A 23571-nucleotide genomic window follows, 5' to 3' on the forward strand; every position below is an offset into this window, starting at 1 on the left:
CAGTCGACGCAATACCCTGAACCGAATCTGTGGATAACTCCCTTGAGACGCACCTAGAGTTGTCCACATGAAGATCGCGCTATTGCAAATTGCCGCCGGCGGCGACAAGATGGAAAATTTGTCCGCCATCGAACCGCGTATCCGCGACGCCGCCGCCCAAGGCGCCACGCTGATCGTTTTGCCCGAGGCCACCAGCCAGGCGTTTGAGCAAGGGCGGCTGGATACGCAGGCAGAGGAGCTGGACGGTCCGTTCGCCACAGGGCTGAAAAAGCTTAGCGACGAGCTCCGCGTCACCATCGTCGCCGGCATGTTCCGCCCCGCGGACACGAACACCGTGGACGGCAAGGAGTTCAACCGCGTCTATAACACCGCACTGATCACCGGCGGCGGGGCGCATAAGGGATACGACAAGATCCATACGTACGACGCCTTCAACTACAAGGAATCGGACACGGTGCGCGCCGGGGACAAGCTGGTCACGTTCGAGCACGACGGCGTGACCGTGGGGGTGGCCACCTGCTTTGACATCCGCTTCCCGGAGCAGTTCCAGGCGCTCGCTCAACGTGGCGCGAAAGTGGTTGTGGTGCCCACGAGCTGGGCGGACGGGCCGGGCAAGGTGGAGCAGTGGCGCATCCTCACCGTCGCGCGTGCGCTGGATGCTGGGGTGTTCATCGCGGCCGCTGACCAGGCCCGCCCGGACTTCGAGACCAAGGCCGGGGAGGCTTCAGGGCCCACTGGCGCGGGCCACTCTGTGGTGGTGGGGCCGACGGGCCAGCGGCTTGCGGAGGCCGGCTACGGGCCAGAGACGCTAGTGGTGGAAATCGACCCGGCGGACGCCACCGAGGCGCGCAAGGAGCTTCCGCTGGCGGAGATTCGGGAGCACAGCGCTATTCGCTGAACCACTCCGGCGCCGCATCGGGGACGACGGTCTGCACGTCTTGCGCCCCGGCAACCTCCAGTGCAGTGGCCAGGCTCATCGCCCGCTCTTGCTGCGCGCACACGATCACCTCGCGGCCCCACCACATGCCGGTGCCGGAGGCCACCTGCTCCAGCGACGCGCCCACACGCGACTGCGCAACCCACGTAATATCCAGCCAGTTTTGGGCCTTGGCCAGCGCGTCCAGCGCAGTAGTGTCGTACCACTCGCCGGGCTCGCGCGCGCCGATAACCAGATGCACCTCCGGCGGATCTGGCTGCTCCAGGCAGTGGAACACCAGCGCCTTCGCCGCGGCGAAACCGCCCTCGGCGGCAACTAGGAGCAGTTGCTTATCGACGGCTTCGCGCAGCCCACCGCGCGCCGCCCCCAACGTCAACCAGTCGCCAGGCTCCAACGGAATGTTGCCGGGTATGTGGAACTCCAGCTGCCCGAGCGGGTTGGATGGCAGCGCAGGGACCAAGCCGGTCCACTCGCCCGGACGCTTCGGCGACATCACAGGAATGACCTGGCCGGGAGAATACGGAACCGGCGTGCCTGCCTCCAGGCGCACCACCTGCACCTCGCCGTGGGGCGCCACGCTGGTCACCTGGGCGGCGGTGGCGGCGGGTACACCGGCGTAGTCGGCCTGTGAGGCGGTATCGCGCATGAGCTCGGCCGCGTCGGATAGTGCGGTGCGGTCGGCTTCGGCGTCAGCGCCTTCGTCGATAAGCATCTGCACAGCGTTGGGGTACTCCTCAGCCGGAAACCCCGTGCGGCGCAGATCCAGCGCCAGCGCCTTGAGCTCGTCGCGGACTTCCTCGGCGGGGCGTTCGAGCACGGCGAGGGCGGCGCGCAAAAGAAGCGGCGGCATCTCGTCTCCAGGTGGCAGCATCATTTCCGCCTGCGGGTACGCCTCGGAAAAACGGGCGCGCCACGCGCGGCTGACCTGCGGGCCATGGGTGCGCAACGTCTGCGCAAAGGGAACGGAAGGCATGAAAACAGGTTACCTAGCGGCTGTGGGCTAAAGTTGCACCCGGTTGAAATGTGATAAGTGGATAGAAAAGAGGTGCTGTGGTGGAATTCACCCCGTATACGCTGCTTACGGACATCGGCTGGATCTCGGTCCTGCTCATCGTCGGCAACATTCTGCGCAACCGGCTGAAGGTGCTGCAGGCGCTGCTGCTGCCTGCCCCGATCACCGCAGGCCTGCTCGGCCTGCTGCTGGGCGACGAGGTGCTGGGCGTGATCCACTGGTCTGACCAAGTGGGCACGTACACCACGCTGTTGATCGCGGTGGTGTTCGCCTCCATGGCGTACTCGATGGAGCTCGGCGGCTCCGTCGCCTCCGGCGCCCGCAACATGTGGGGCTATTCCACCGCCATGTTCATGGGCCAATGGGGCCTGTTTATCCTGCTCGGCTTGTACGTGTTTGCGCCGGTGTTCGGCACCGAGCCGTGGTTCGGCATGATGCTGCCGGTCGGCTTCGTCGGCGGCTTCGGCACCGCGGCGGCCGTGGGCTCCGCACTCGAAGAAATCGGCGTGGAGGGCGCGTCCTCCATCGGCTTCACCTCCGCCACCGTGGGCACCCTGGTGGCCATCGTCGGCGGCGTGATCATGGCCAACTGGGGCATCCGCAAGGGCAAGTCGTCCCAGCTCGCTGGCACCCTGCCTGACGACCTGCGCACCGGCTACATCCGCAACGAAGCGGAGCGCCCCTCCATCGGTAAGGCCACCACCAACCCCTCGTCCATCGAGCCGCTGGCGCTGCACGCCGGCTTCATCGCGTTCACCGTGCTCATCGCGTACATGGTCAACAGCGTGATCAAGGACCAGTGGTCCAACGTGTCCATCCCGCTGTTCGCCATGGCATTCGTTATCGGGCTCATCGGCCGCCTGGTGCTCAAGCTCGTCGGCCGCCCGAACTACCTGGACGGCTCCACCATCAACTCCGTTTCCGGCGCCGCCACGGACTACATGATCGCCTTCGGCATCGCCTCCATCGTGCCCGCAGCACTGGCGGGCTATTGGCAAGCGCTCGTGCTCATCTTCGTGCTGGGCACCCTGTTCTGCGTGGTGTGGATGTTCTGGGCCGGCCCGACCTTCTTCGGCGACCAGTGGCTCGAGCGCGGCCTGTTCGGCTGGGGCTGGGCCACCGCCGCCGTAGCCACCGGCATCGCGCTGCTGAAGATGGTGGACCCGAAACTGAAGTCCGGCACGCTCAACGAGTACGGCGTGGCCTACGTCGGGTTCGCCCCGTTCGAAATCGGTACCACCATCATCGCGCCGATCGCGGTGATCGCCGGCTTTACCGCCATCTTTGGCTGGATCGCGTTCGCGATTGCGGTCGGGGTGGTCGTGCTCGCGTACGCGATGAAGTGGATACCGGCCACGAGATCGTCGTAAAGCTTGATGCTTATCGACGTCCTTCGGTTTCCTCCCAAACCGTATACACCGCCCGCATCTTGATGAGCCCCCGCGTCACCTCCTTTCCCATCTGACGCACTTCGTCCAACGCGGCGCCCGGGAGGAGCCGGCCGATGAGGTAGTGGAGGACTTTCGCGTCTTGCATCAGCGGGCTATCGGGTGGGGCGACGGTTCTGAGAACGTCGAGCGCGATGACGATGGTTCGCGCTTCCTCGTTGGTGAAGCGCAGCGGGTACACGTAGTGCCCGGGGTCTAACCAATATTCACCGTCGGCGCCTGGCGTGCTTTCGATGCAGTATCCGGCGGCTTTGAGCTGAGTGAAGTAGTTGCGGAGGGTGCGCGGTTTGATGCCGGTGAGCTCCGAGAGCTCCCAGCCGGCGAAGCGCTGGCCCCATTGCATGAGTTCGATGAGCTTTAACCCCCGAAGAGCTGGTGGCGTGTGCATGGTTCCCCCTGAAGTTTTTGGGGGCGGGTGTGGTGTTTTTGGAATGTGGCAAATATTTGCCACATTCACTTTTTGGTACCCATCCCCTTGTTGAGCTTGTGCTACGGAAAATTCTACCCAAGGTGAGCTAACCCCGCGCAACTTTTTTGCCGTTGACAGGAACAGACTCAACTTCGTGTGCGTTACACCTAGTGCAGAACAAACATTAGGCAAGAAAGGACCATGGCATCATGGCGAACAAGTACACGCAGAAGACACAGGAGGCCCTGCAGCAGGCGCAGATGCGCGCCTCCGCCGCCGGCAACCCGGAGATGCGCCCGGCACACGTGCTGGAGGCGCTGTTGAAGCAGGAGGACGGCATCGCCGCCCCGGTGCTCAAGGCCACCGGCGTGGACCCGGAGACGGTCGCGCGCGAGGCCGGCGAGCTGATTAGCGGCTACCCCAGCGCGCAGGGACAAAACATGGCCAACCCGGGCATCAACCGGGACCTGCAGGTCGCGCTGAGCACGGCGCAGGATCTCGCGGGCGAGCTTGGAGACGAGTTCGTTTCCGCCGACGTGCTCCTCGCCGGCATTGCAAAGGGCAACGACGACGCCGCTGAGCTTTTGACCAAGCGTGGCGCCACCTTCGAGGCGCTGAAGGAGGCCTTCTCCTCCGTGCGCGGCGGCAAGAAGGTTACTTCCGAGAACCCGGAGGACCAGTTCCAGGCGCTGGCGAAGTACTCCACCGACCTGACCGCACGTGCGCGCGAAGGCAAGATCGACCCGGTGATCGGGCGCGATTCGGAGATCCGCCGCGTGGTGCAGGTGCTTTCCCGCCGCACGAAGAACAACCCGGTGCTCATCGGTGAGCCGGGCGTGGGCAAGACCGCGATTGTGGAGGGCCTGGCCCGCCGCATCGTGGCCGGCGACGTGCCGGAGTCACTCAAGGGCAAGACGCTGATCTCGCTGGATCTGGGCTCCATGGTCGCGGGCGCGAAGTTCCGCGGCGAGTTCGAGGAACGCCTGAAGGCCGTGCTGGACGAGATTAAGGAGTCCAACGGGCAGATCATCACGTTCATCGACGAGCTGCACACCATCGTCGGTGCCGGTGCGTCTGGCGATTCCGCGATGGATGCCGGCAACATGATCAAGCCGCTGCTCGCCCGCGGTGAGCTGCGCCTGGTCGGCGCGACCACGCTGGACGAGTACCGCCAGTACATCGAGAAGGACGCCGCCCTGGAGCGCCGCTTCCAGCAGGTGTACGTGGGCGAGCCGACGGTGGAGGACACCATCGGCATCCTGCGCGGCCTAAAGGAACGCTACGAGGTGCACCACGGCGTGCGCATCCAGGACTCTGCGCTGGTGTCGGCGGCGGAGCTGTCCAACCGCTACATCACCAACCGCTTCCTGCCGGACAAGGCCATCGACCTGGTCGACGAGGCCGGCTCACGCCTGCGCATGCAGATCGATTCCTCCCCGCAGGAAATCGACGAGCTCGAGCGCATCGTGCGCCGCCTGGAGATCGAGGAGATTGCCCTGCAGAAGGAGTCCGACCCCGCCTCCGAGCAGCGCCTGGAGCACCTGCGTGAGGAGCTCGCGGACCAGCGTGAACGCCTCGGCGAGATGAAGGCGCGCTGGGAGAACGAGAAGGCGGAGGTGAACAAGGTCCAGTCCGCGAAGGAGGAGCTCGAGCGTCTGCGCAACGAGTCCGAGATCGCGGAGCGCGAGGGCGACTACGCTAAGGTCTCCGAGCTGCGCTACGGCCGCATTCCGGAGCTCGAGGCTGAGGTTGCGCGCACGGAATCCGAGGCCAGCAACAAGACCATGCTGGAAGAGGAGGTCACCCCGGACATCATCGCGGACGTCGTGTCTTCCTGGACCGGCATCCCGGCCGGCAAGATGATGCAGGGCGAGACGGAGAAGCTGCTGAACATGGAGTCCGTGCTCGGTGAGCGCGTTGTGGGGCAGAAGGAAGCCGTCGTCGCGGTCTCCGACGCGGTGCGCCGCTCCCGTGCCGGTGTGGCTGACCCGAACCGCCCGATCGGCTCCTTCCTCTTCCTCGGCCCCACCGGCGTGGGTAAGACGGAGCTGGCCAAGTCGCTCTCGGAGTTCCTCTTCGACGACGAGGCGGCCATGATCCGCATCGACATGTCCGAGTACGGCGAGAAGCACTCCGTCGCCCGCCTGGTCGGTGCCCCTCCGGGATACGTCGGCTTCGATGCCGGCGGCCAGCTCACCGAGGCCGTGCGCCGTCGTCCGTACTCGCTCGTGCTTTTCGACGAAGTCGAGAAAGCGCACCCGGACGTCTTCGACGTGCTCCTGCAGGTCCTGGACGAAGGGCGCCTCACCGACGGCCAGGGCAGGACGGTGGATTTCCGCAACACCGTGGTCATCCTCACCTCCAACCTGGGCGCCGGCGGCAACCGCGAGCAGATCATGGACGCGGTGAAGCACCACTTCAAGCCGGAGTTCATCAACCGCCTCGACGACGTGGTGGTCTTCGACCCGCTGAGCCAGGACCAGCTCGTCGGCATCGTGGACATCCAGCTCGACGGCCTGGCCGAGCGCCTCGCCGCCCGCCGCCTGACCCTCGACGTGTCGGATTCCGCGAAGTCCTGGCTGGCCGAGCGCGGCTACGACCCGGCCTACGGTGCCCGCCCGCTGCGCCGCCTGATCCAGCAGGCCATCGGCGACCGCCTGGCCAAGAAGCTGCTGGCGGGCGAGATCGTCGACGGCGACACCGTCCACGTGGACGTCGCCGACGGCGGCGAGGGCCTGGACGTCACCGCGAGGTAGATAATGGGTGCATGACCCAACTCGTGCACACCCCGGAAGCGCTGGCGAAGGCGCTTCCGGCCGGCCCCATCTCCCTCGTGCCCACTATGGGCGCCCTTCACAGCGGCCACCTCGCCCTCGTCCGCGCAGCCAAAGCGCTGGGCAACCCCGTGGTGGTCAGCATCTTTGTCAACCCACTGCAGTTCGCGCCGGGCGAGGACTTGGAGGCGTATCCGCGGACGTTGGCCGATGACGTCGCCAAGCTTGAGGCGGAAGGCGTCGACGCTGTCTTCGCGCCTTCCGCCGAGACGATGTACCCGCACGGCCCGCGCACGACGATCCAGCCCGGTCCGCTCGGCGCGGTGCTGGAGGGCGCAACCCGGCCGACGCACTTCGCGGGCGTGCTCACGGTGGTGGCGAAGCTGTTCGCCCTGACCGGCGCCGCGGACGCGTTTTTCGGCGAGAAGGACTACCAGCAGTTAGCGCTGATTCGGCAGATGGTCGATGACCTGCACCTTCCCGTGCGTATCCACGGTTGCCCGATCGTGCGCGACACCGACGGCCTCGCGCTATCCTCGCGCAACCGCTACCTCTCCGCCGAGGAGCGCACAGTTGCCCTCGCTATCCCGCGGGCGCTGGCCACCGGCAGCCTCGCCGAAGCACAATTGCTTCTCGACGCCACCGAAGGACTCCACCTCGACTACCTCGTTGCCACCGCCCCCGACATGTCAGATCTGCCAGAGGGGTACACGGGGCCGGCGCGCCTGCTCGTGGCGGCGAAGGTCGGATCGACGAGGCTGCTGGACAACGCCCCGATCGAGCTCTAGCGCGGCGGCGCGTTCCCGCTGCATCACGCCACTCCGCCCGCCTCGATCCGCAAACCCTGGGAACCTTAGCCTGGGAATGGCCGATTTTTGCGCGAACCCAGGGTTTAGTGCCCAGGGGCTGTGCAAAGTAGCGCCGACCACCCCCGCACCCGCCTAGAACGCGTGCTCCGGCCCCGGGAACTCCCCGGTGTGCACGGCGCGCTTGTAGTCGGCGGCCGCGGCGGCCAGATCCGCGCCCACCGAGCCGAACTTCCGGACGAATTTCGCGCGGTGGTCGCCGGCGGGGATATCCGCCATGTCGTGCCAGACCAGCACCTGAGCGTCGGTGCCTGCACCTGCGCCGATGCCGACGGTCGGGACCGGGCACGAGGCGGTCAGTTCCGCCGCTAAGTCCGCGGGCACCATTTCGAAGACCACCATGTCGGCGCCGGCTTCGACGACCGCGTGGACGTCGTCACGCAGCTGATCGGCCCCGGCGTCGCGGCCCTGGACCTTGAACCCGCTCAGGTTGTCCACGGACTGCGGGGTGAAGCCGACGTGGGCGCACACCGCCAGACCTGCGCTTTTCAGCGCACGGATGCGCGGGGCGATCCGCACGCCTCCCTCCAACTTCACCATGTGGGCGCCGGTGCGGCTGATCAGGTTGGTGGCGGTGCGGACGCATTGCTCGTCGCTAGCCTCGTAGCTCCCGAACGGCAGATCCATGATCACCAGCGCATGTCCCGCGCCGCGTACGACGGCCGCGCCGAGGAACGCCATCTCGTCCACGGAGACCTGGTTTGTGGTGTCGTAGCCGTAGACCACGTTGGCCGCGGAGTCGCCGACCAGGAGACACTCGATGCCGGCCTGGGAAAACACCCTCGCGGTGGCGTAGTCGTACGCGGTGAGCATCGCCCACTTCTCGCCGTCGGCTTTCTTGCGTGCGAAATCAGCGACGCGCACTTTCTTGGTGGGGGCAAGGTATCCAGTCACGCATGCAGTCTAGGCCAGCGGGTTTCCCCGCTGCCGTCTCGCATGTACGACCGTCACCTGCACGTATTCTTTCTAATATGTCGTAAATCTTAGCGTCCCATAAGTGTGATGGGTAACATACTTAGTGACATTGCATACCCGTAGACAAGGAGTCCCCTATGACCGTCCCAACAGCAATGCGCGCAGCCGTGGCTGAGCAATTTGGCCCAACCGTCAACGTCGAAGAAATCGATCTGCCAAAACCAGGCCCGTTCCAGGCACTGGTGAAGCTTCACGCTTCCGGGATCTGTCACACCGACCTCCACGCGGTTGAAGGGGATTGGCCCGTCAAGCCGCAGCCGCCATTCGTGCCGGGGCACGAGGGCGTGGGCGAGGTTGTAGAGCTGGGCCCGGGCGAGCATTCGGTGAAGGTTGGCGACATGGTTGGCAATGCCTGGCTGTGGTCCGCGTGTGGCGAGTGCGAGTTCTGTCGCACGGGGCGTGAAACGTACTGCAAGCAGGCAGAATACGGTGGCTACACCCAGAACGGCTCTTTCGGTGAGTACATGCTGGTGGACACCCGCTACGCGCCGCGCATCCCTGAAGGGGCAGACCCGGTTGAGGTTGCTCCGATCCTGTGCGCGGGCGTGACTGTGTACAAGGGATTGAAGGAAGCCGAGACTAAGCCGGGCCAGTTCATGGTGATCTCCGGTGTTGGCGGACTCGGCCACGTTGCGGTGCAGTACGGCGTGGCCATGGGCATGCGCGTCATCGCTGTAGATATTGCGGACGACAAGCTTGAGCTGGCCAAGCAGCTGGGCGCCGAGTTTACAGTGAACGCAAAGACCACGGATCCCGGTGAGGCAGTACAGGAGTACACCGAGGGTGGCGCTCACGGCGTGCTGGTCACCGCAGTGCACCCGGACGCGTTCGGGCAGGCGATTGCGATGTGCCGCTCCAACGGCACCATCGTCTTCAACGGCCTGCCGCCGGGGGAGTTCCCCGCGCCGATTTTCGATATTGTCCTGCGCGGCATCACCATCCGCGGATCCCTGGTGGGCACCCGCCAGGATATGGCGGAAGCGCTGGACTTCTACGCGCGCGGAAAGGTCAAGCCGCACGTGACCGCTTGTGAGCTGGATGATGTCAACGAGGTGTTTGAAAACATGCGCAACGGCAAGATTGCCGGCCGCATGTCGATCAAGTACTAGACTGCCCTGCATGCAGGCATCCACCACTATCCTCACCCGCGTTGCCATCCCGGGCGTTGAGAGCGAGCAGCTGCAGGCGCACCAGATTGGGCAGAATCATTTTGTGGTGGCGAGCGTTCCGTTCGTGGATACGACGCTCGCGATGGGCGACATCGTGGAGTGCGTGACGGTGGGCGGGGCGTTCCATGTGGATCGGGTGGTGGTGCGCGGCGGCGCGTCGACGGTGCGCGTGCTGCCGGAGGACCCCGACGGCCTGGACCCGGATGAGATTGCTGGCACCCTGCTGGCGTTCGGTTGCCGGGTGGAGCTCGGCCCGGGCGGCATGCTCGCGGCCAGCATCGGCGCGGACTGTCCGCGTGAGGGGATCACCGAGTGGCTCAGCGGTCTGGAGGAGCAGGGCACGATCCAGCTCGCTCCCGGGTACATGGCGTAAAACACCGTTACACTTGCGGCCATGAGCGTGTTTGTCTCCGCCGCTGAACTCAACGAACGCATCCAGACTGGCCAAAAACAGACCATTATCGCCGCGCTGTGGGAGCCGAAAGACGGCAAGGCGTGGTCCAAATTCCAATCGGAGCATATCCCGACGGCGCTGTACTGCGACCCGTCGGTGCAGCTTGCCGGCTTGCCCGGTCGCGCGGTGGGCCGCAACCCGATGCCTGCCATCGACGTTGTCAGGAAAGCGGCCGCGGGCTGGGGCATCGAGGACGGCCGCCCGGTGTACATCTACGACGGCGGCAACGGCCTGTTCGCCGCCCGCGCATGGTGGATTCTGCGCTGGGCGGGTGTGCGGGACGTGCACATTCTCGACGGCGGCTTCGCCACCTGGGACGGCGAAGGCTTCCCCACGGTCGCGGGCCCGGGAGGCATCGTCGTCCCGCGCGGCGTCGAGCTCACCGAGGGCAACTTGCCGTCCGCCACGATGGAAGACGTCAGAGCATTTGAGGGATTGCTTATCGACGCCAGAGGTGCCCGCCGTTTCCAGGGCCTCCGCGAAATCCTGGACCTGCGCGCCGGGCACATCCCGGGTGCGCGGAACTTGCCGGTCAACGACCTGTTCGATCCGGAAAGCCACAAGGTGAAGGACACCGACACGATCCGCGATTGCTTCTCCCAGCTGGGCGTCACCCAGAACACGGACCCAGCCGGCGTGATCACCTACTCCGGTTCTGGCAACCACTCCGCCCTGCTGCTGGCCGCGATGGAGCACGCAGGCCTGCCGCTTTTGACGCACTACGTGGGGGGCTGGTCCCAGTGGAGCGCGAACCGCGACAACCCGGTGGCGACGGACATTTAGTGTCGGGCCGCGCGGTAGCATAGGCCGCGATGGTCATCCTGCTGTTCGTTCTCGCACTCGTGGCGCTGCTCGCCGCCGTGGCGCTGTTCGCGTCGGACTCCCGTGAGCGCAGCACACACCCCGAAAAGCCCGCCAAGCCCGCCAAGCCCAGCAAGCGCGCCCGCCGCGCCTGGGCCCGCGAACACGGCTACGCGTTTGCGTCCAGCGACGACATGCTGGCCAGCGAGTGGTCGCGCGGCGCCGCCGCCGGGGGAGCGCCCGCCCGAAACGTTGCCACCGGCGCCGCCTACGGGCACGACGCGCACGTGGCGGACCTGGGTGATGCCACCGTCATCGCCATGGGCACCGGCGCCGAGACCAGCGCGGTGGTGGATTTCCGCCGCACGGATTTCACGGCGGAAGGCTCCGACGACCTGGTGGAGCTGGACACGCACCACGGGTTCACGTGTTTTGCGACGCAGGCGGGGGCGGGCCGGAGGTTCGTCGATAAGCGAGTGCTCACCGCCCTCGAACAACTTCCCGCCGCCGTGCAGGCAGTCTGGTTCGAGGGCGCGTGGGCGATTGCTCAGCTGGGCCGCGACGCCACCCCGCAAGATTGGGACGCCACCCTCGCACCCCTGGCGTTGCTCGCGGATGCGGCCCGGACGCTGCCGCCTATCGACGACACCGCGCTGAACCTCCCATTCCCCACCCGCGAAATCCCAGGACACGCCCCCGCGGCAGTACCTGAGGCGGAGGACGAGCCGGTGATGCAGCGCCCGGAGGATCCCGTGGAGCTGCCGACGCGCACCACCGGCGGCGAGCGCGGTGAGGTGGCAGACCACACCATCGGCGGCGACGACGTGGAAGCCATCGCGGGCGACGAGCGCCGCGTGGTGGACCTGACCCGGGTGCGCCGCATGCAGGGCCCGAGCTCAATTTTCGACGACAAGGAGTAAAACGATGAAGGAAAAACTCGCTGAGCTGGTCAAAGAGCTGGCAGTGGTACACGGCAAGGTGACCCTGTCTTCGGGCAAGGAGGCGGACTACTACGTGGATCTGCGCCGCGCGACGCTGCACCACGAGGCCAGCCCGCTGATCGGCCAGCTGCTGCGCGAGCTCACCGAGGACCTGGACTTCGACGCCGTCGGCGGCCTCACCCTGGGCGCCGACCCGGTGGCCACCGCCGTCATGCACGCCCCCGGCCGCCCGATCGACTCGTTTGTGGTGCGCAAGGAGGCGAAGAAGCACGGCATGCAGCGCCGCATCGAGGGCCCGTCCATCAAGGGCAAGCGCGTGCTGGTGGTCGAGGACACCACCACCACCGGCAACTCGCCGCTGACCGCCGTCGAGGCTTGCCGCGAGGAGGGCGCCGAGGTGGTCGCGGTGGCCACCGTCGTCGACCGCGCGACCGGCGCCGACCAGGTGCTCCGCGACGCCGGCCTGGAGTACCGTTTCCTCCTCGGACTCGAAGACCTCGGCCTTGCCTAACTTGCCTAACGTGTCCAACTCGTCCAACGAGGAGCTCCGCGGCCCCACCGAGTGGAACGAAGGCCGCCACGGCGTCGGCCCCTGGGAAGGCCAGTGGCCCGACGACCCCCGCTACGACCCGGAGTTTCTCCGCGACGGCGACCGCCGCAACGTCGTCGACGCGTACCGCTACTGGTCGCTGGACGCGGTCGTGGAGGACCTTGACCAGCGCCGCCACCCCTTCCACGTGGCCATCGAGAACTTCGAAAACGACATGAACATCGGCACCGTGGTGCGCACCGCCAACGCCTTTTTGGCCCGCGAGGTGCACATTGTGGGGCGCAAGCGGTGGAACCGGCGCGGCGCGATGGTCACGGACCGCTACCAGCACATCCGCCACCACGAAACGGTCGCGGACCTCATGGAATGGGCCGCCGCGGAGGGGATCCCGGTAGTCGCCATCGACAACACTCCCGGCTCCGTGCCGCTGGAGACTGCCGAGCTTCCCCGCGAGTGCGTGCTGCTGTTTGGTCAGGAGGGGCCAGGCGTGACCGAAGCCGCCCAGCAGGCGTCGGTGATGACCTGCTCGATCGCCCAGTTCGGCTCCACCCGGTCTATCAACGCAGGGGTGGCCGCCGGCATCGCCATGCACGCCTGGGTCCGCCAGCACGCGGACCTCTCCCAAGCCTGGTAGGGGTCGGGGCTTCCTATCTGGGCGGCCACGCCTTCCTAATTTTGTACGAATCAACATGCGCGCACATTGATAAGTCCTTGACCTGCACTTTTAAAGCTGGGCGACTGTCCCAATTGTTGATTTGTGCATATTTCGTTTAGCCGGGCGGTCCCCACCCCTAAAACCCGTAAAACCCGCCAGAACCGATGAAACGAAACCGGCACCTCTGGCAATATAGGTACGAACCGTTTGAACTTGAGGAGTCCCCTGTGCCGGAAACGTGGGCGCACCGCGCTGACCTGGCTGAATCTGCCGTAAATGAACGCCACGCGCAAAAGCTCTGGGGCTTGCCCAAAACAAACCTGGCGGTGGTGGCGTGGCCGCCGGGCCCGAAGGACCGCCTGTTTTGGCACTGGCACTACTGGTGGCAGGCGCAGTACCTGGATTGCCAGGTCGACGCCGCCACCCGCCGGGAGACCAAGACCCGCCGCCGCCGGATCGCGGACACGCTGCGCGGGGTGCAGCGCCGCAACCGGGGCAAGCTGCTCACCAACGTCCACTACGACGACAAGGCGTGGCTGGCGCTGGCGTGGAACCGCGCGACCCGCATCGGCGGGATCAAGCGCAACCGCCACTTGGATGATCTGGAGTTTGACCTGCTCGCGGGCATCGACCCGGTCACGGGCGTGCTGCCCTGGCGAGGCGGCGAGACGTTCTACAACGTGCCGTCGAATGCCACCGCGGCGCTGCTGTTCGCCCGCACCGGCAGGCTGGATAAGGCGCGCGAGATTGTGGACTGGATCTTTGACAATCTGGTGCGCGAGGACGGCCTGCTTGACGATGGCATCCGGATGCGCATGAGCGGACCGGAGGTCGTCGATAAGATTTACACCTACAACCAGGGCACCGCACTCGGCGCGAGCCTCGAAATCGCACTCGCGCTGCGTGAGGACGTCGGCCTTGCGTACAACGAGCAGATCGATTCCTTCGTCTACTCGGAGCGCGCGGACGCGTCGATGTTTTACATCACCCACATCCGCGCGATCGTGCAGGCGATTGCGCTGAACCTGGCCACCCCGCAGGGTGTGCTGCTGAGCCCGCCGGAGGAGTCCGGGGAGGGCGACGGCGGCCTGTTCAAGGGCATCCTCGCGCGCTACCTGGCAGAAGTGGCGCTGCGGCTGCCGGAGGATTCGAAGGAGAACATCGCCACCCGCAAAATCGCGGCGCGACTGGTTATGCGGTCGGCGGATTCGCTCTGGTCGCACCGCCTTGAGGTGGACGGTTTGCCGGTGTTCGCCGCGGAGTGGACGCAGGATGCGAAGTTGCCGCACAACTACGGGCTCGGGCCTTCGTCGATAAGCGAGGCGGTGGGGCTCGTGCGTATCGACGAGCGCGACCTGTCCGTCCAACTTTCCGGCTGGATGCTGCTGGAGGCGGCGGCGAGGGTGGCTGCAGCGCAGGCGTAAAACGGGCATACTGGGGGCGTAACTGCAACCCCCTAGCAGGAGGATTTCCATGCCTATCGCAACCCCCGAGGTCTACAACCAGATGCTGGACACCGCCAAGAAGGGCGGCTTCGCTTTCCCGGCGATCAACTGCACCTCGTCGGAGACCATCAACGCGGCAATCAAGGGTTTCGCTGAGGCGGAGTCTGACGGCATCATCCAGTTCTCCCTCGGCGGCGCTGAGTTCGGTTCCGGCCTGGGCGTGAAGAACAAGGTTGCGGGCGCAAAGGCGCTGGCGGCGTTCGCGCACGAGGTGGCGCAGCACTACGACGTCAACATCGCGCTGCACACTGACCACTGCCAGAAGGAAGTGTTGGACGAGTACGTCCGTCCGCTCATCGCTATTTCCCAGGAGCGCGTAGACCGCGGCGAGCTGCCGCTGTTCCAGTCCCACATGTGGGACGGCTCCGCGGTGCCGATCGACGAGAACCTCGAGATCGCCCAGGAGCTGCTGGCGAAGACGAAGGCAGCGAACATCATCCTCGAGGTGGAGATCGGCGTCGTCGGTGGCGAAGAGGACGGCGTTGAGGCGAAGGCCGGCGCGAACCTGTACACCAACGAAGCTGATTTTGAGAAGACCGTTGACGCCCTCGGCACCGGCGAGAACGGCCGTTACCTGCTGGCGGCTACGTTCGGCAACGTCCACGGCGTGTACAAGCCGGGCAACGTGAAGCTTCGTCCGGAGGTCCTGGACATGGGCCAGGAGGTCGCCGCCCGCAAGCTCGGCCTGGACGAGGGTGCCCAGCCCTTCGACTTCGTCTTCCACGGCGGCTCCGGTTCGGAGAAGGAGAAGATCGAGGAGTCCCTGCGCTACGGCGTGATCAAGATGAACGTGGACACCGACACCCAGTACGCGTTCACCCGCCCGGTCGCGGCGCACATGTTCTCCAACTACGACGGTGTGCTTAAGATCGACGGCGAGGTGGGCAACAAGAAGACCTACGACCCGCGCTCTTACCTGAAGAAGGCCGAGCAGGCCATGTCCGAGCGCGTCATCGAGGCGTGCCAGGACCTCCACTCCGTGGGGAAGTCCGTGTCTAAGTAAGCACTCTTTGCTTATCGACGAAACCTCCGGCCATCCCCGGGGGTTTTTCGTTTGCCCGGATCCGGTTGCCCTCCCGCCTAGACTGTCTAACCATGGCGAAGCAGAGGATGGGTACGCGGGAGCGTCTTCAACAGGTAGATAAGTCGGTGCAGGCGCGCCTGAAGCGTGTGCGCAAGCGTCTGCTCCCGATTATGCAGATCGGTCTCGCGGCGGGCTTGGCCTATTTCTTGGCGCGCGACGTTGCCGGCCACCCGCGCCCGTTTTTCGCCCCGATCAGCGTGGTCATCATTATTGGTATGACGGGCGGGGATCGCGTCGCAAAGTCTGTGGATATGGCGCTCGGCTGCATCCTCGGCGTGCTGGTGGGCGACCTGATTTTCTATCGGCTCGGCGACGGTGGCTGGCAGATCGCGGTCATCGTCGCTGGGTCGCTGCTTATTGCGTCATTTCTGTCCAGTTCGATCCTGGTGAACAACCAGGCCGCGATCGGCGCGATCCTGATCGCCACGATCATGCCGCCGGACGCTGAAGTCACGGGTATTGACCGCACCGTGGACGCGATCATCGGCTGCCTGGTCGCGTTGGCCACTATCGCGCTGATCCCTCAGGCACCGATGCAGTCGGCGCGCGCGGAGGTGTCCAAGGTGCTGGGCATCATGTCGTCGGTGCTCGACGACGTCTCGGACGGACTGCGCGACAACGACCCCGCGAGCATCGACGAAGCTCTTGACCTGATCCGCGGCACTCAGACCGGCATCGACGACCTCGCCGCTGCGATCAAGGCGGGCCAGGAGACGTCGCGAGTCTCGCCATTTCTGTGGGGTACGCGCCGCTACATCAATTCGCTCGCGCGCGTGATCCCGCCCGTAGATAATGCGGTGCGCACGACTCGCGTGTTGGCACGTCGGGCGGGAGTGCTTGCCGACGACAACGATTCCGCCACCACCGCCCAAATCCAACTCCTGGACACCCTTTCCCAGGTGTGCCTGGAACTTTCCGAGGTCTACGACGTCAACTCTCGCGTCACCCAGGCCACCGTGATCCCGCAGTGCGTCAACGAGCTGCGTCAGGCTGCTCAGGAGGCCGGCATGGACGTTATCCCGGAAGACGGCGTGCTGTCCGCGTACGCCATCTTGGCGCAGACCCGCTCCCTGATTGTGGATCTGCTGATGGTGTGCGGCATGTCCAACGAGTCGGCGCTGGCGGCGCTTGCGCCAACCTCCAAGACACCGAAGGTAGAGCCGGAAGCCTTCGACTTCGACTAGCGTCCGTCCTGCACAGCAAAACCCCGGCTGGGAGGAAATCCCAGCCGGGGTTTGAGCTAACTAGAGCTTAGTGTTTAGCGCTTGTTGATGTCGCCCTCGACATCGCCCTCGACAACACCGTCGGTCTCGAAGCGCTCCTTGCGGACATCCTCGGAGACGCGCTCGGTGTCGCGGACGGTGTCCTTCTCCAGGGAGACCTTCTCCACCGGGACGGACTCCTTGGAAACGTTCACGCGGTCCTCGGAGAGGGTGACGGAAGCTTCCTGCTCGCCGATGTTGCCGTCGTAGTTGGCGCGGTCAGCGTCGGTGATCGGCTCGCGGACAACGCGGACCTCTTCGCGCTCAACCGGAACCTCGACGGTCTCGGTCTCGTTGACAACGTACTTGCGCAGGCGAACCTGGCCGGTCTCGACGCGGTCCTTGGAGACGTTCAGCTGCTCCTCGGAGCGGATGATCTCGCCGTTGTCAGCGACATCGCGGCGGTCAGCGTCGACAACGTCGCGACGCTCGGTGTCGACGTCGGTCTCGACGTTGCGCTCGCCAGCTGCGTAACCAGCACCTGCGGCACCAGCAGCGCCGGTCTCTGCGAAGCGGTTACCGGTCTCGTAGGTGGTCACGTCCTGGGTGTTCTCGAGGCCGTAGTGGCGGTAGAACGCGTCCTGGTCCTCGGTGGTGAGGTGGCCGTTCTCGTCCAGATCCGGTGCGTCTTCGATGCGCTCCTTCGGGAATGCGAGGTGCAGCTCGCCGTCACGCAGGGTGTGGCCGCGCAGCGGGACGATGGAGTCGCCGCCACCGAAGAGACCGTGGTTGACGGAAACGAAGTCCGGCTGGCCGGTGGTGTCGTTGACGTAAACGTCCTTCACGCCGCCGACCTTGTCGCCGTCGACGTCGTATGCGGTTGCGTTTGCGAGGTCCTCGATGCGGTTGAAGTCAGCCATGATTTCTCCTTAAAGGTTTTGGCTAGTAAATTTGTTTTGCTACCGCAGTTTCCGTGTGAAGCGGTCCTTGCGGGAACAAATTCGAATGTAGGGAAGTCCCCGACGGCGCGTTTGGACGACCGTTCAAAACCATCCGATCGCACGAAAGTTCGAGCGACAAACCCGCCCCCTTCAGGTAGTCCCCGTCACACCTCCCTGACGTGCGCCTTTGTTTATCGGCGCCACGCAAACCGCCAAAACCTGCAACAAGGCTCAATACCGACGAGGTAACGAAACGCTAACCAAACGCCACAAAAGTCCCACTGTGAGATAAATCACCTTTTAGAATTTAGGGCTCTCGCACGCTCTGGATGTCGCGTAAATGGCGGTAAAAGGTGACCCGGGAGACGGGTCGGGGGCGCAGAATGCCGTCGATAAGTACTGCAATTTCCTCGCCCCCGGATTGCAGCGCGCGGCCCGCGAGCACCCGGGAGGAGTCGGTGCGGCGCACGGGAAGCCGCCGGAGGAAGCGACGCGTGGGCACCAGCGGGCTGGTGAAGGGGACCGCGACCAGCCCCGGCGCGTCCACGGTGGGCACGAGCCGTGCGCCGTACTCGCCGCCGCCGACGAGCACCTCCGAATCAACGACAATTTCGCCTACGTAGGGCGCCGACCCGTCGCCGGTGTAGAGCTCCGCGGCCCCCGCAACCGCTTCGCCGAAGTCCGTGCGCACGCAGGGCATCGGCCGCACCGTGCCCTCAACCGCGAGTGCTGCATCGCCTGCGCCCCACACGAGCGCCGCGGGTGAATGCCTATCGACGGGCACGTAACCGACCTCCACCCACATCACGTCCGCGCGCATGAGGCGGGTGAGCACGAGGCCCAGCGCGCGGTCGTCGCCGGAGACCACAACGCGCACCGGCTCGGAGGGGCGCTGCGGAGCAAAGGAAGGATCGCCCAGGTGGGAGACGTTCGGGCTGGCCTGGATCTCGTCCAGAGACGGGGTGGGGTCCTCCGGCAGCACCTCGCGCGCGATGTCCGTCAGAAACTTCAAGTCCCGCTGGCTGGGGTGCTGCGGAAGGTCGAAGCGCTGGGCGCCGGGGATGACGGGCGCGTCGCCGCACGCGCAGTGGATGAGCAGCATGGCGCTCACGCTACAATATGGCCGTTATTGCGCCATATATAAGGAGTGTGCGATGTCCGCCATCATCATTGTGGGCGCCCAGTGGGGCGACGAGGGTAAAGGCAAAGCGACCGACATCCTCGGCGGCAAGGTCGATTACGTGGTTAAACCCAACGGCGGCAACAACGCGGGCCACACCGTTGTGGTGGGCGGGGAGAAGTACGAGCTGAAGCTGTTGCCCGCCGGCGTGCTCAGCGAGAACGCCACCCCGATCCTGGGCAACGGCGTGGTGGTGAATCTGGAGGCGCTGTTCGAGGAGATCGACGGCCTGGAGGCCCGCGGCGCCAACGCCTCGCGCCTGAAGGTATCTGCCAACGCGCACCTGGTGGCCCCGTACCACCAGCAGTTGGACCGTGTGCAGGAGCGCTTCCTGGGCAAGCGCGCCATCGGCACCACCGGCCGCGGCATCGGCCCCACCTACGCCGACAAGGTCGCGCGCGTGGGCTTGCGCGTGCAGGACGTCTTCGACGAGTCCATCCTGCGCCAGAAGATCGAGTCCGCCCTGGATGTGAAGAACCAGATGCTGGTGAAGATGTACAACCGCCGCGCGATCTCCGTGGAGGAGACGATGGACTACTTCGGCCGCTACGGCGAGCGTCTCGCGCCCATGGTCATCGACGCGGAGCGTGTGCTGAACCAGGCACTGGATAACGGCGAGCACGTGCTCATGGAAGGCGGCCAGGCCACGATGCTGGATGTGGATCACGGAACCTACCCGTTTGTCACGTCCTCCAACCCCACCGCAGGCGGCGCGTGTGTGGGCTCCGGCATCGGCCCGACCCGCATCACCGGGGTGCTGGGCATTATTAAGGCGTACACCACCCGCGTGGGCGCCGGCCCGTTCCCGACGGAGCTGTTTGATAAGTGGGGCGAGTTCCTCCAGGTCACCGGCGGTGAGGTGGGCGTGAACACCGGGCGTGTGCGCCGCACCGGCTGGTACGACAGCGTGATCGCCCGCTACGCCTCCCGCGTCAACGGCTTCACAGACCTGTTTTTGACCAAACTGGACGTGCTTACCGGCATCGGGGAGATCCCCATCTGTGTGGCCTACGACGTGGACGGCAAGCGCTTCGACGAAATGCCGCTGACGCAGACCGACTTCCACCACGCCGAGCCGATCTACGAAACCATGCCGGCCTGGGACGAGGACATCACCGAGTGCCGGGAGTTTGAAGACCTGCCGCAGAAAGCCCAGGACTACGTGCTGCGGCTCGAGGAGCTCTCCGGCGCGCCGATCTCCTACATCGGCGTCGGCCCGGGCCGTGACCAGACCATCGTGCGTTACGACGTGATGCGGCGGTAGTGGGGGTTCCTGGGGTTTCGAGGGGATAAGGGGCGTCGCGCTTAGGGACGCCCCTTCGGCCTTTCCACCCCCTTCGGTGGGGAGCCGCTTGAATCAGTGTGCAGGTGAATGCGCGCATCTAGGAGACGGACCCCACTGTCCAGCGACGTCACCCCAGTCGCAATCCAGATCGACGCCATTAACAGGCGGCCGGGCTAGTACGGAACGGGCGCGAGTGGCTCCGTGCAGGACCACGAGCTGACGGGGTCTTCGGGGCAACATCTAGGCAAAGATTTTCCGCACGCGGGAGTGTGGAGGCCTTTGTCTATCGACGCCTCTCTAGCCACCCCCATAAGGGTGATAAACGAAAACTTGCGTCACATTCTTACCTGAAATTAAGAACCGTTTCGTTTTGGTCCGTCGGTTGGAGCTTCGTAGCTTGTGGCTGCACAGCGACTTGGCGGGAAGTTTTGTGGCCTAAACTTCCTAGCTGCGATTCCGCTGATCGTGCCCTCTCATCTTTCTTTCGGAGGAGATGAAGTGTGTGATTTCGGGTTGCTCAGGGTGTTGTTAGGAACGTCGTCGCTCGGAGATTGGTCGTAATGGGCGTGTTGCATTTTCCGTAAGGGGCGCCATGTCATCTGCGCAGGTGATTGGCGTTATTTGTCTATTTGGTCAGAAATTGTCGACTTCTGGTGGGTGTGGATGTTCATAAAAGGGGCATTGCAGGCGCCTTGGGGCATCCGTACGCTTGTCCATGTTGGCCCTTATAGACAATTGCCTAGCTGTACAAATGTCACGGGCTCAGCGTTCTGTTGTTTCAGAGATTCCTCGAAAGGGACTTGTATGAAGAAGAACTACATCGCTCGTCGCCGCGGAACGTCCGTGGCTGCAGCGGCACTATCTTTCGCGCTGGTTGCGCCGTTTGCTCAGCCGGTGGCGGTTGCTCAGGATGTTGTGACGACTGCCGCTGAGGCAAATCTTGATGACGCGATTGATGCTAATGCGCAGATAATTGACGCGGATCCTATTGCGTCGAAGCGGATTACGCGTCCAGATCACCTGACCAACCCGTTCGGCGCAGGTTATGGCCTGCTGTCTGGCCACGTCACTGAGGCGACCCCAGGGGATGCATTGAGCGCGAACCCCAGAACGTCTGGTGGTACCGGTGGTCTACCGGCACCGGAGGGCACGTATGTTTACGCTCAATTCCGTGATGTTGATGGTTCAGTGTCACCGATTTTCCGTACGCAGGTGCATAACCTGGAGGGCACGATTGTCGGCCTCAACGGTGGGCAGGGCACATTTGCATTTGGTCTTCCTGAGGTTGAAGAGCAGCTCGAGGTTCCCGAGGTAACTGCTGAGCCGGGTACTCCGGAGTACGAGGAACAGTTGAAGGCTCAGGAGGAGGCCGCGCAGAAGCTCGAGGAGCAGCAAACTAACATTCCGGAGTCGGTGTCTGGCACCAAACGCCGCGGTGGCATGGAGTGGGTGGATGCGAACGGTAAGGTGCACCGTTTCCACGCGCACCCATCGCAGCAATATCGTTTGTGGGTTGATCCGTATGAAAACGAGCGCGGCCAGCTGGTGGAACCATTCCGTCAGATCAACGGCGTTACTCCGGGTTCGTTCGTCGGTGTGACGACGAACCAGAACAATGGTGCATGGCCGAACTCGCGCGCGTCGATGGCGCTGACCGGCATGGTGATGAAGGAGCGTCCGGCTGACTGGATGGTTGGACCGGATTCCCCGGCTCTGAAGAATGCGGTTCATGATGAGCAGGGGCCGATATCAAACCCGGCTACGACGACGGAGCTGGATCGATACATTGCGGGCAAAGTTTGGTTGGAGGCTGGCAACGGCACCTCGATCACTAATGCGCCAAATAAGGATAGCCGTGATCGTCCAGCAGCTGGCTATCGCGTGTACGCAGCAACGCTTACGCGTGAGGGAGCAATCGCTAACGAGGAAATTAAGAAACTCGAGGATCCGGCGGAGCGCACAGAGGCTACACGCAAGATGCTTGAGGATCACCCTGAGTACATCTTGAAGACGGTGTGGGGAACTACCGATCAAGAGGGTAACTACACGCTGCGTTTTGATGACGCGGAAAATCCGTCTACGGAAGATACGGATTATTGGGATCCGAATAACTTGTTCATGTGGGTGACGGATCCGTCGGGCGAGAACGCTCTGCCGACGTATTCGCCATATGTGACGAACTCGTTCTACCACTTCAATGACAACCCATCGTGGTCATCTGGTACCCCGTACTGGCGTCCGGTGCGCAAGGCGGTGGATAATGCGCACTTCGGCGTGATGGTTAATGAGCTCCAGAACCTAGATATCACCAACTATGACGCGTTTGCGAATCCTGCGTCACCTGGGGACACGGCTGAAATTGAAGTCTCTGGTACCTTTCCGCCGTTCGATGCAGAATCGGATTGGGTAAACGTTGTCTGGCGGGATTCCAATGGCAATGAGCTGAAGCGCTGCGATCAGATTGGCACCGCGGCGCAGGCATCGGAGTGCTCGCTTGAGATTCCTGCAGATGTTGCTGATGGCGAAGTCATTACTGCGTCGTTGGAGATCGGCGGTCGAGTAGTTTCTGCTGATTCGTTGCTAGTGGTTGATCGCGAGCGTGACAATTCAAAGTACACCCCTGAATACACTGACGGCGAGGTTTCGCAAGATCCGACGAAGCCATTGGTGATTGATGCGCCGAAGAACACCCAGCCGGATGCTGACGGTAATGTGCAGCCGCTTCCGGAGGGAACCAAATTCGCCCCAGGTAATCAGGTTGTAGGTCCGGATGGTCCGTTGACGGATGATGAGGACAACCCAGCATTCCCAGACTGGATCACAGTTAATGAAGACGGCACCATTGAGGTGAACCCGACGGTAGAAACCCCAGTCGGGGACTACAAGGTTCCAGTCGTAGTGACTTACCCGGACGGTACCCGCGAGACCATCTACGCGAACGTCAAAGTCACCCCGAAGGTTCCCAACCAGAACCTGGACTTCGAGCCGGGCTACGAGGATGGTTCGGGTAAGCCGGGCGAGGATGTGAAGGTTCCTGCGCCGGAGTTCAAGGACAAGGACGGCAAGGAGACCAAGGCGCCGGAGGACACGAAGTTCACCCCGGGTGAGAATGCTCCGGATGGCGTGAAGGTTGATGAAAACACCGGTGAGATCACTGTTCCGGTTCCGGAGGATGCGAATCCGGGTGACAAGATCACTGTTCCGGTTGAGGTGACCTACCCGGATGGTTCGAAGGACAACGTCGATGTCACCGTCACCGTTGAGGAGCCGGATACCCCGGCTCCGGTTGAGGAGGACAAGGACAAGTTCGAGCCGGGCTACGAGGATGGTTCGGGTAAGCCGGGCGAGGATGTGAAGGTTCCTGCGCCGGAGTTCAAGGACAA

Annotated in this window: 20 protein-coding genes; 15 read left to right on the top strand and 5 right to left on the bottom strand. The window is 64.2% G+C overall.

Annotated features, from left to right (window positions below; genetic code table 11):
* The first annotated feature begins 67 nt into the window (after positions 1–67).
* Complete coding sequence (locus NUW87_RS06470; RefSeq protein WP_269027757.1) at positions 68–898, top strand: carbon-nitrogen hydrolase family protein; 831 nt, start codon at positions 68–70, stop codon at positions 896–898.
* Here the strand turns inward: NUW87_RS06470 and NUW87_RS06475 are convergent.
* A complete protein-coding gene (locus NUW87_RS06475) occupies positions 888–1910 on the bottom strand; it encodes a ferredoxin reductase domain-containing protein (protein ID WP_269027758.1) in 1023 nt (340 codons plus the stop codon). The genes NUW87_RS06470 and NUW87_RS06475 overlap by 11 nt on opposite strands.
* Positions 1911–1990: 80 nt before the next feature.
* Between NUW87_RS06475 and NUW87_RS06480 the strand changes: the two genes are divergently transcribed.
* Entirely contained in the window at positions 1991–3319 is a 1329-nt protein-coding gene (locus tag NUW87_RS06480; protein ID WP_269027778.1) for a sodium/glutamate symporter, read from the top strand.
* A gap of 10 nt (positions 3320–3329) precedes the next feature.
* Here NUW87_RS06480 and NUW87_RS06485 read toward each other — a convergent pair whose 3' ends face one another.
* Positions 3330–3785 carry an HTH domain-containing protein gene (locus NUW87_RS06485; protein WP_269027759.1) on the bottom strand — a complete coding sequence of 152 codons (456 nt, stop codon included), beginning with the start codon at positions 3783–3785 and terminating at the stop codon, positions 3330–3332.
* A gap of 230 nt (positions 3786–4015) precedes the next feature.
* On the opposite strand from NUW87_RS06485, the gene clpB reads away from it, so the two are divergent.
* Positions 4016–6562: an ATP-dependent chaperone ClpB gene (clpB, locus tag NUW87_RS06490; RefSeq protein ID WP_269027760.1), complete on the top strand. Its 2547-nt coding sequence runs from the start codon at positions 4016–4018 to the stop codon at positions 6560–6562.
* A gap of 11 nt (positions 6563–6573) precedes the next feature.
* Complete coding sequence (gene panC / locus NUW87_RS06495; RefSeq protein ID WP_269027761.1) at positions 6574–7368, top strand: pantoate--beta-alanine ligase; 795 nt, start codon at positions 6574–6576, stop codon at positions 7366–7368.
* 153 nt (positions 7369–7521) lie between these two features.
* On the opposite strand, the gene panB is transcribed toward panC, so the two are convergent.
* A complete protein-coding gene (gene panB, locus NUW87_RS06500; protein ID WP_269027762.1) occupies positions 7522–8340 on the bottom strand; it encodes a 3-methyl-2-oxobutanoate hydroxymethyltransferase in 819 nt (272 codons plus the stop codon).
* Between the two features lie 158 nt (positions 8341–8498).
* On the opposite strand from panB, the gene adhP reads away from it, so the two are divergent.
* The 9 genes from adhP (at position 8499) to NUW87_RS06545 (ending at position 16764) form a co-directional block, all read left to right on the top strand.
* Complete coding sequence (gene adhP, locus NUW87_RS06505) at positions 8499–9530, top strand: alcohol dehydrogenase AdhP (protein ID WP_269027763.1); 1032 nt, start codon at positions 8499–8501, stop codon at positions 9528–9530.
* A gap of 10 nt (positions 9531–9540) precedes the next feature.
* A complete protein-coding gene (locus NUW87_RS06510) occupies positions 9541–9963 on the top strand; it encodes a DUF4265 domain-containing protein (RefSeq protein WP_269027764.1) in 423 nt (140 codons plus the stop codon).
* Positions 9964–9984: 21 nt separating this feature from the next.
* Positions 9985–10827, top strand: a complete 843-nt coding sequence (locus NUW87_RS06515; protein ID WP_269027765.1) for a sulfurtransferase — start codon at positions 9985–9987, stop codon at positions 10825–10827.
* Between the two features lie 29 nt (positions 10828–10856).
* Entirely contained in the window at positions 10857–11765 is a 909-nt protein-coding gene (locus NUW87_RS06520; protein WP_269027766.1) for a TtfA family protein, read from the top strand.
* A 4-nt stretch (positions 11766–11769) separates the two neighbouring features.
* A complete protein-coding gene (gene pyrE / locus NUW87_RS06525; protein WP_070474921.1) occupies positions 11770–12297 on the top strand; it encodes an orotate phosphoribosyltransferase in 528 nt (175 codons plus the stop codon).
* A gap of 10 nt (positions 12298–12307) precedes the next feature.
* On the top strand, positions 12308–12970 hold the full coding sequence (locus NUW87_RS06530) for a TrmH family RNA methyltransferase (RefSeq protein WP_269027767.1): 663 nt from the start codon (positions 12308–12310) through the stop codon (positions 12968–12970).
* A 248-nt stretch (positions 12971–13218) separates the two neighbouring features.
* Positions 13219–14415 (top strand): glycoside hydrolase family 76 protein, encoded by a 1197-nt coding sequence (locus NUW87_RS06535; RefSeq protein ID WP_269027768.1) that lies wholly within the window; start codon positions 13219–13221, stop codon positions 14413–14415.
* A gap of 49 nt (positions 14416–14464) precedes the next feature.
* The gene (fbaA, locus tag NUW87_RS06540) at positions 14465–15499 is read left to right on the top strand and encodes a class II fructose-bisphosphate aldolase (protein WP_269027769.1); all 1035 of its coding nucleotides are present in this window, start codon (positions 14465–14467) and stop codon (positions 15497–15499) included.
* Between the two features lie 92 nt (positions 15500–15591).
* Positions 15592–16764: an FUSC family protein gene (locus tag NUW87_RS06545; RefSeq protein WP_269027770.1), complete on the top strand. Its 1173-nt coding sequence runs from the start codon at positions 15592–15594 to the stop codon at positions 16762–16764.
* Between the two features lie 74 nt (positions 16765–16838).
* Here NUW87_RS06545 and NUW87_RS06550 read toward each other — a convergent pair whose 3' ends face one another.
* On the bottom strand, positions 16839–17702 hold the full coding sequence (locus NUW87_RS06550) for a PRC and DUF2382 domain-containing protein (protein WP_269027771.1): 864 nt from the start codon (positions 17700–17702) through the stop codon (positions 16839–16841).
* Between the two features lie 328 nt (positions 17703–18030).
* A complete protein-coding gene (locus NUW87_RS06555) occupies positions 18031–18825 on the bottom strand; it encodes a hypothetical protein (protein WP_269027772.1) in 795 nt (264 codons plus the stop codon).
* Positions 18826–18877: 52 nt separating this feature from the next.
* Between NUW87_RS06555 and NUW87_RS06560 the strand changes: the two genes are divergently transcribed.
* Together NUW87_RS06560 and NUW87_RS11685 are read left to right on the top strand one after the other, a co-directional pair.
* Positions 18878–20167: an adenylosuccinate synthase gene (locus NUW87_RS06560; protein ID WP_269027773.1), complete on the top strand. Its 1290-nt coding sequence runs from the start codon at positions 18878–18880 to the stop codon at positions 20165–20167.
* Positions 20168–20992: 825 nt separating this feature from the next.
* A partial coding sequence (locus NUW87_RS11685; protein ID WP_272508721.1) for a YPDG domain-containing protein occupies positions 20993–23571 on the top strand: 2579 nt, incomplete at its 3' end.

The organism is Corynebacterium pilbarense, assembly GCF_026930265.1.
Taxonomy (GTDB): domain Bacteria; phylum Actinomycetota; class Actinomycetes; order Mycobacteriales; family Mycobacteriaceae; genus Corynebacterium; species Corynebacterium pilbarense.

What these genes read in the sequence shown, in the direction of transcription:
- NUW87_RS06470 (WP_269027757.1), top strand. Translation starts at nt 68, where the DNA reads ATGAAGATCGCGCTATTGCAAATTGCCGCCGGCGGCGACAAGATGGAA.
- NUW87_RS06475 (WP_269027758.1), bottom strand. Translation starts at nt 1,910, where the DNA reads ATGCCTTCCGTTCCCTTTGCGCAGACGTTGCGCACCCATGGCCCGCAG.
- NUW87_RS06485 (WP_269027759.1), bottom strand. Translation starts at nt 3,785, where the DNA reads ATGCACACGCCACCAGCTCTTCGGGGGTTAAAGCTCATCGAACTCATG.
- clpB (WP_269027760.1), top strand. Translation starts at nt 4,016, where the DNA reads ATGGCGAACAAGTACACGCAGAAGACACAGGAGGCCCTGCAGCAGGCG.
- panC (WP_269027761.1), top strand. Translation starts at nt 6,574, where the DNA reads ATGACCCAACTCGTGCACACCCCGGAAGCGCTGGCGAAGGCGCTTCCG.
- adhP (WP_269027763.1), top strand. Translation starts at nt 8,499, where the DNA reads ATGACCGTCCCAACAGCAATGCGCGCAGCCGTGGCTGAGCAATTTGGC.
- NUW87_RS06510 (WP_269027764.1), top strand. Translation starts at nt 9,541, where the DNA reads ATGCAGGCATCCACCACTATCCTCACCCGCGTTGCCATCCCGGGCGTT.
- NUW87_RS06515 (WP_269027765.1), top strand. Translation starts at nt 9,985, where the DNA reads ATGAGCGTGTTTGTCTCCGCCGCTGAACTCAACGAACGCATCCAGACT.
- NUW87_RS06520 (WP_269027766.1), top strand. Translation starts at nt 10,857, where the DNA reads ATGGTCATCCTGCTGTTCGTTCTCGCACTCGTGGCGCTGCTCGCCGCC.
- pyrE (WP_070474921.1), top strand. Translation starts at nt 11,770, where the DNA reads ATGAAGGAAAAACTCGCTGAGCTGGTCAAAGAGCTGGCAGTGGTACAC.
- fbaA (WP_269027769.1), top strand. Translation starts at nt 14,465, where the DNA reads ATGCCTATCGCAACCCCCGAGGTCTACAACCAGATGCTGGACACCGCC.
- NUW87_RS06545 (WP_269027770.1), top strand. Translation starts at nt 15,592, where the DNA reads ATGGCGAAGCAGAGGATGGGTACGCGGGAGCGTCTTCAACAGGTAGAT.
- NUW87_RS06550 (WP_269027771.1), bottom strand. Translation starts at nt 17,702, where the DNA reads ATGGCTGACTTCAACCGCATCGAGGACCTCGCAAACGCAACCGCATAC.
- NUW87_RS06555 (WP_269027772.1), bottom strand. Translation starts at nt 18,825, where the DNA reads ATGCTGCTCATCCACTGCGCGTGCGGCGACGCGCCCGTCATCCCCGGC.
- NUW87_RS06560 (WP_269027773.1), top strand. Translation starts at nt 18,878, where the DNA reads ATGTCCGCCATCATCATTGTGGGCGCCCAGTGGGGCGACGAGGGTAAA.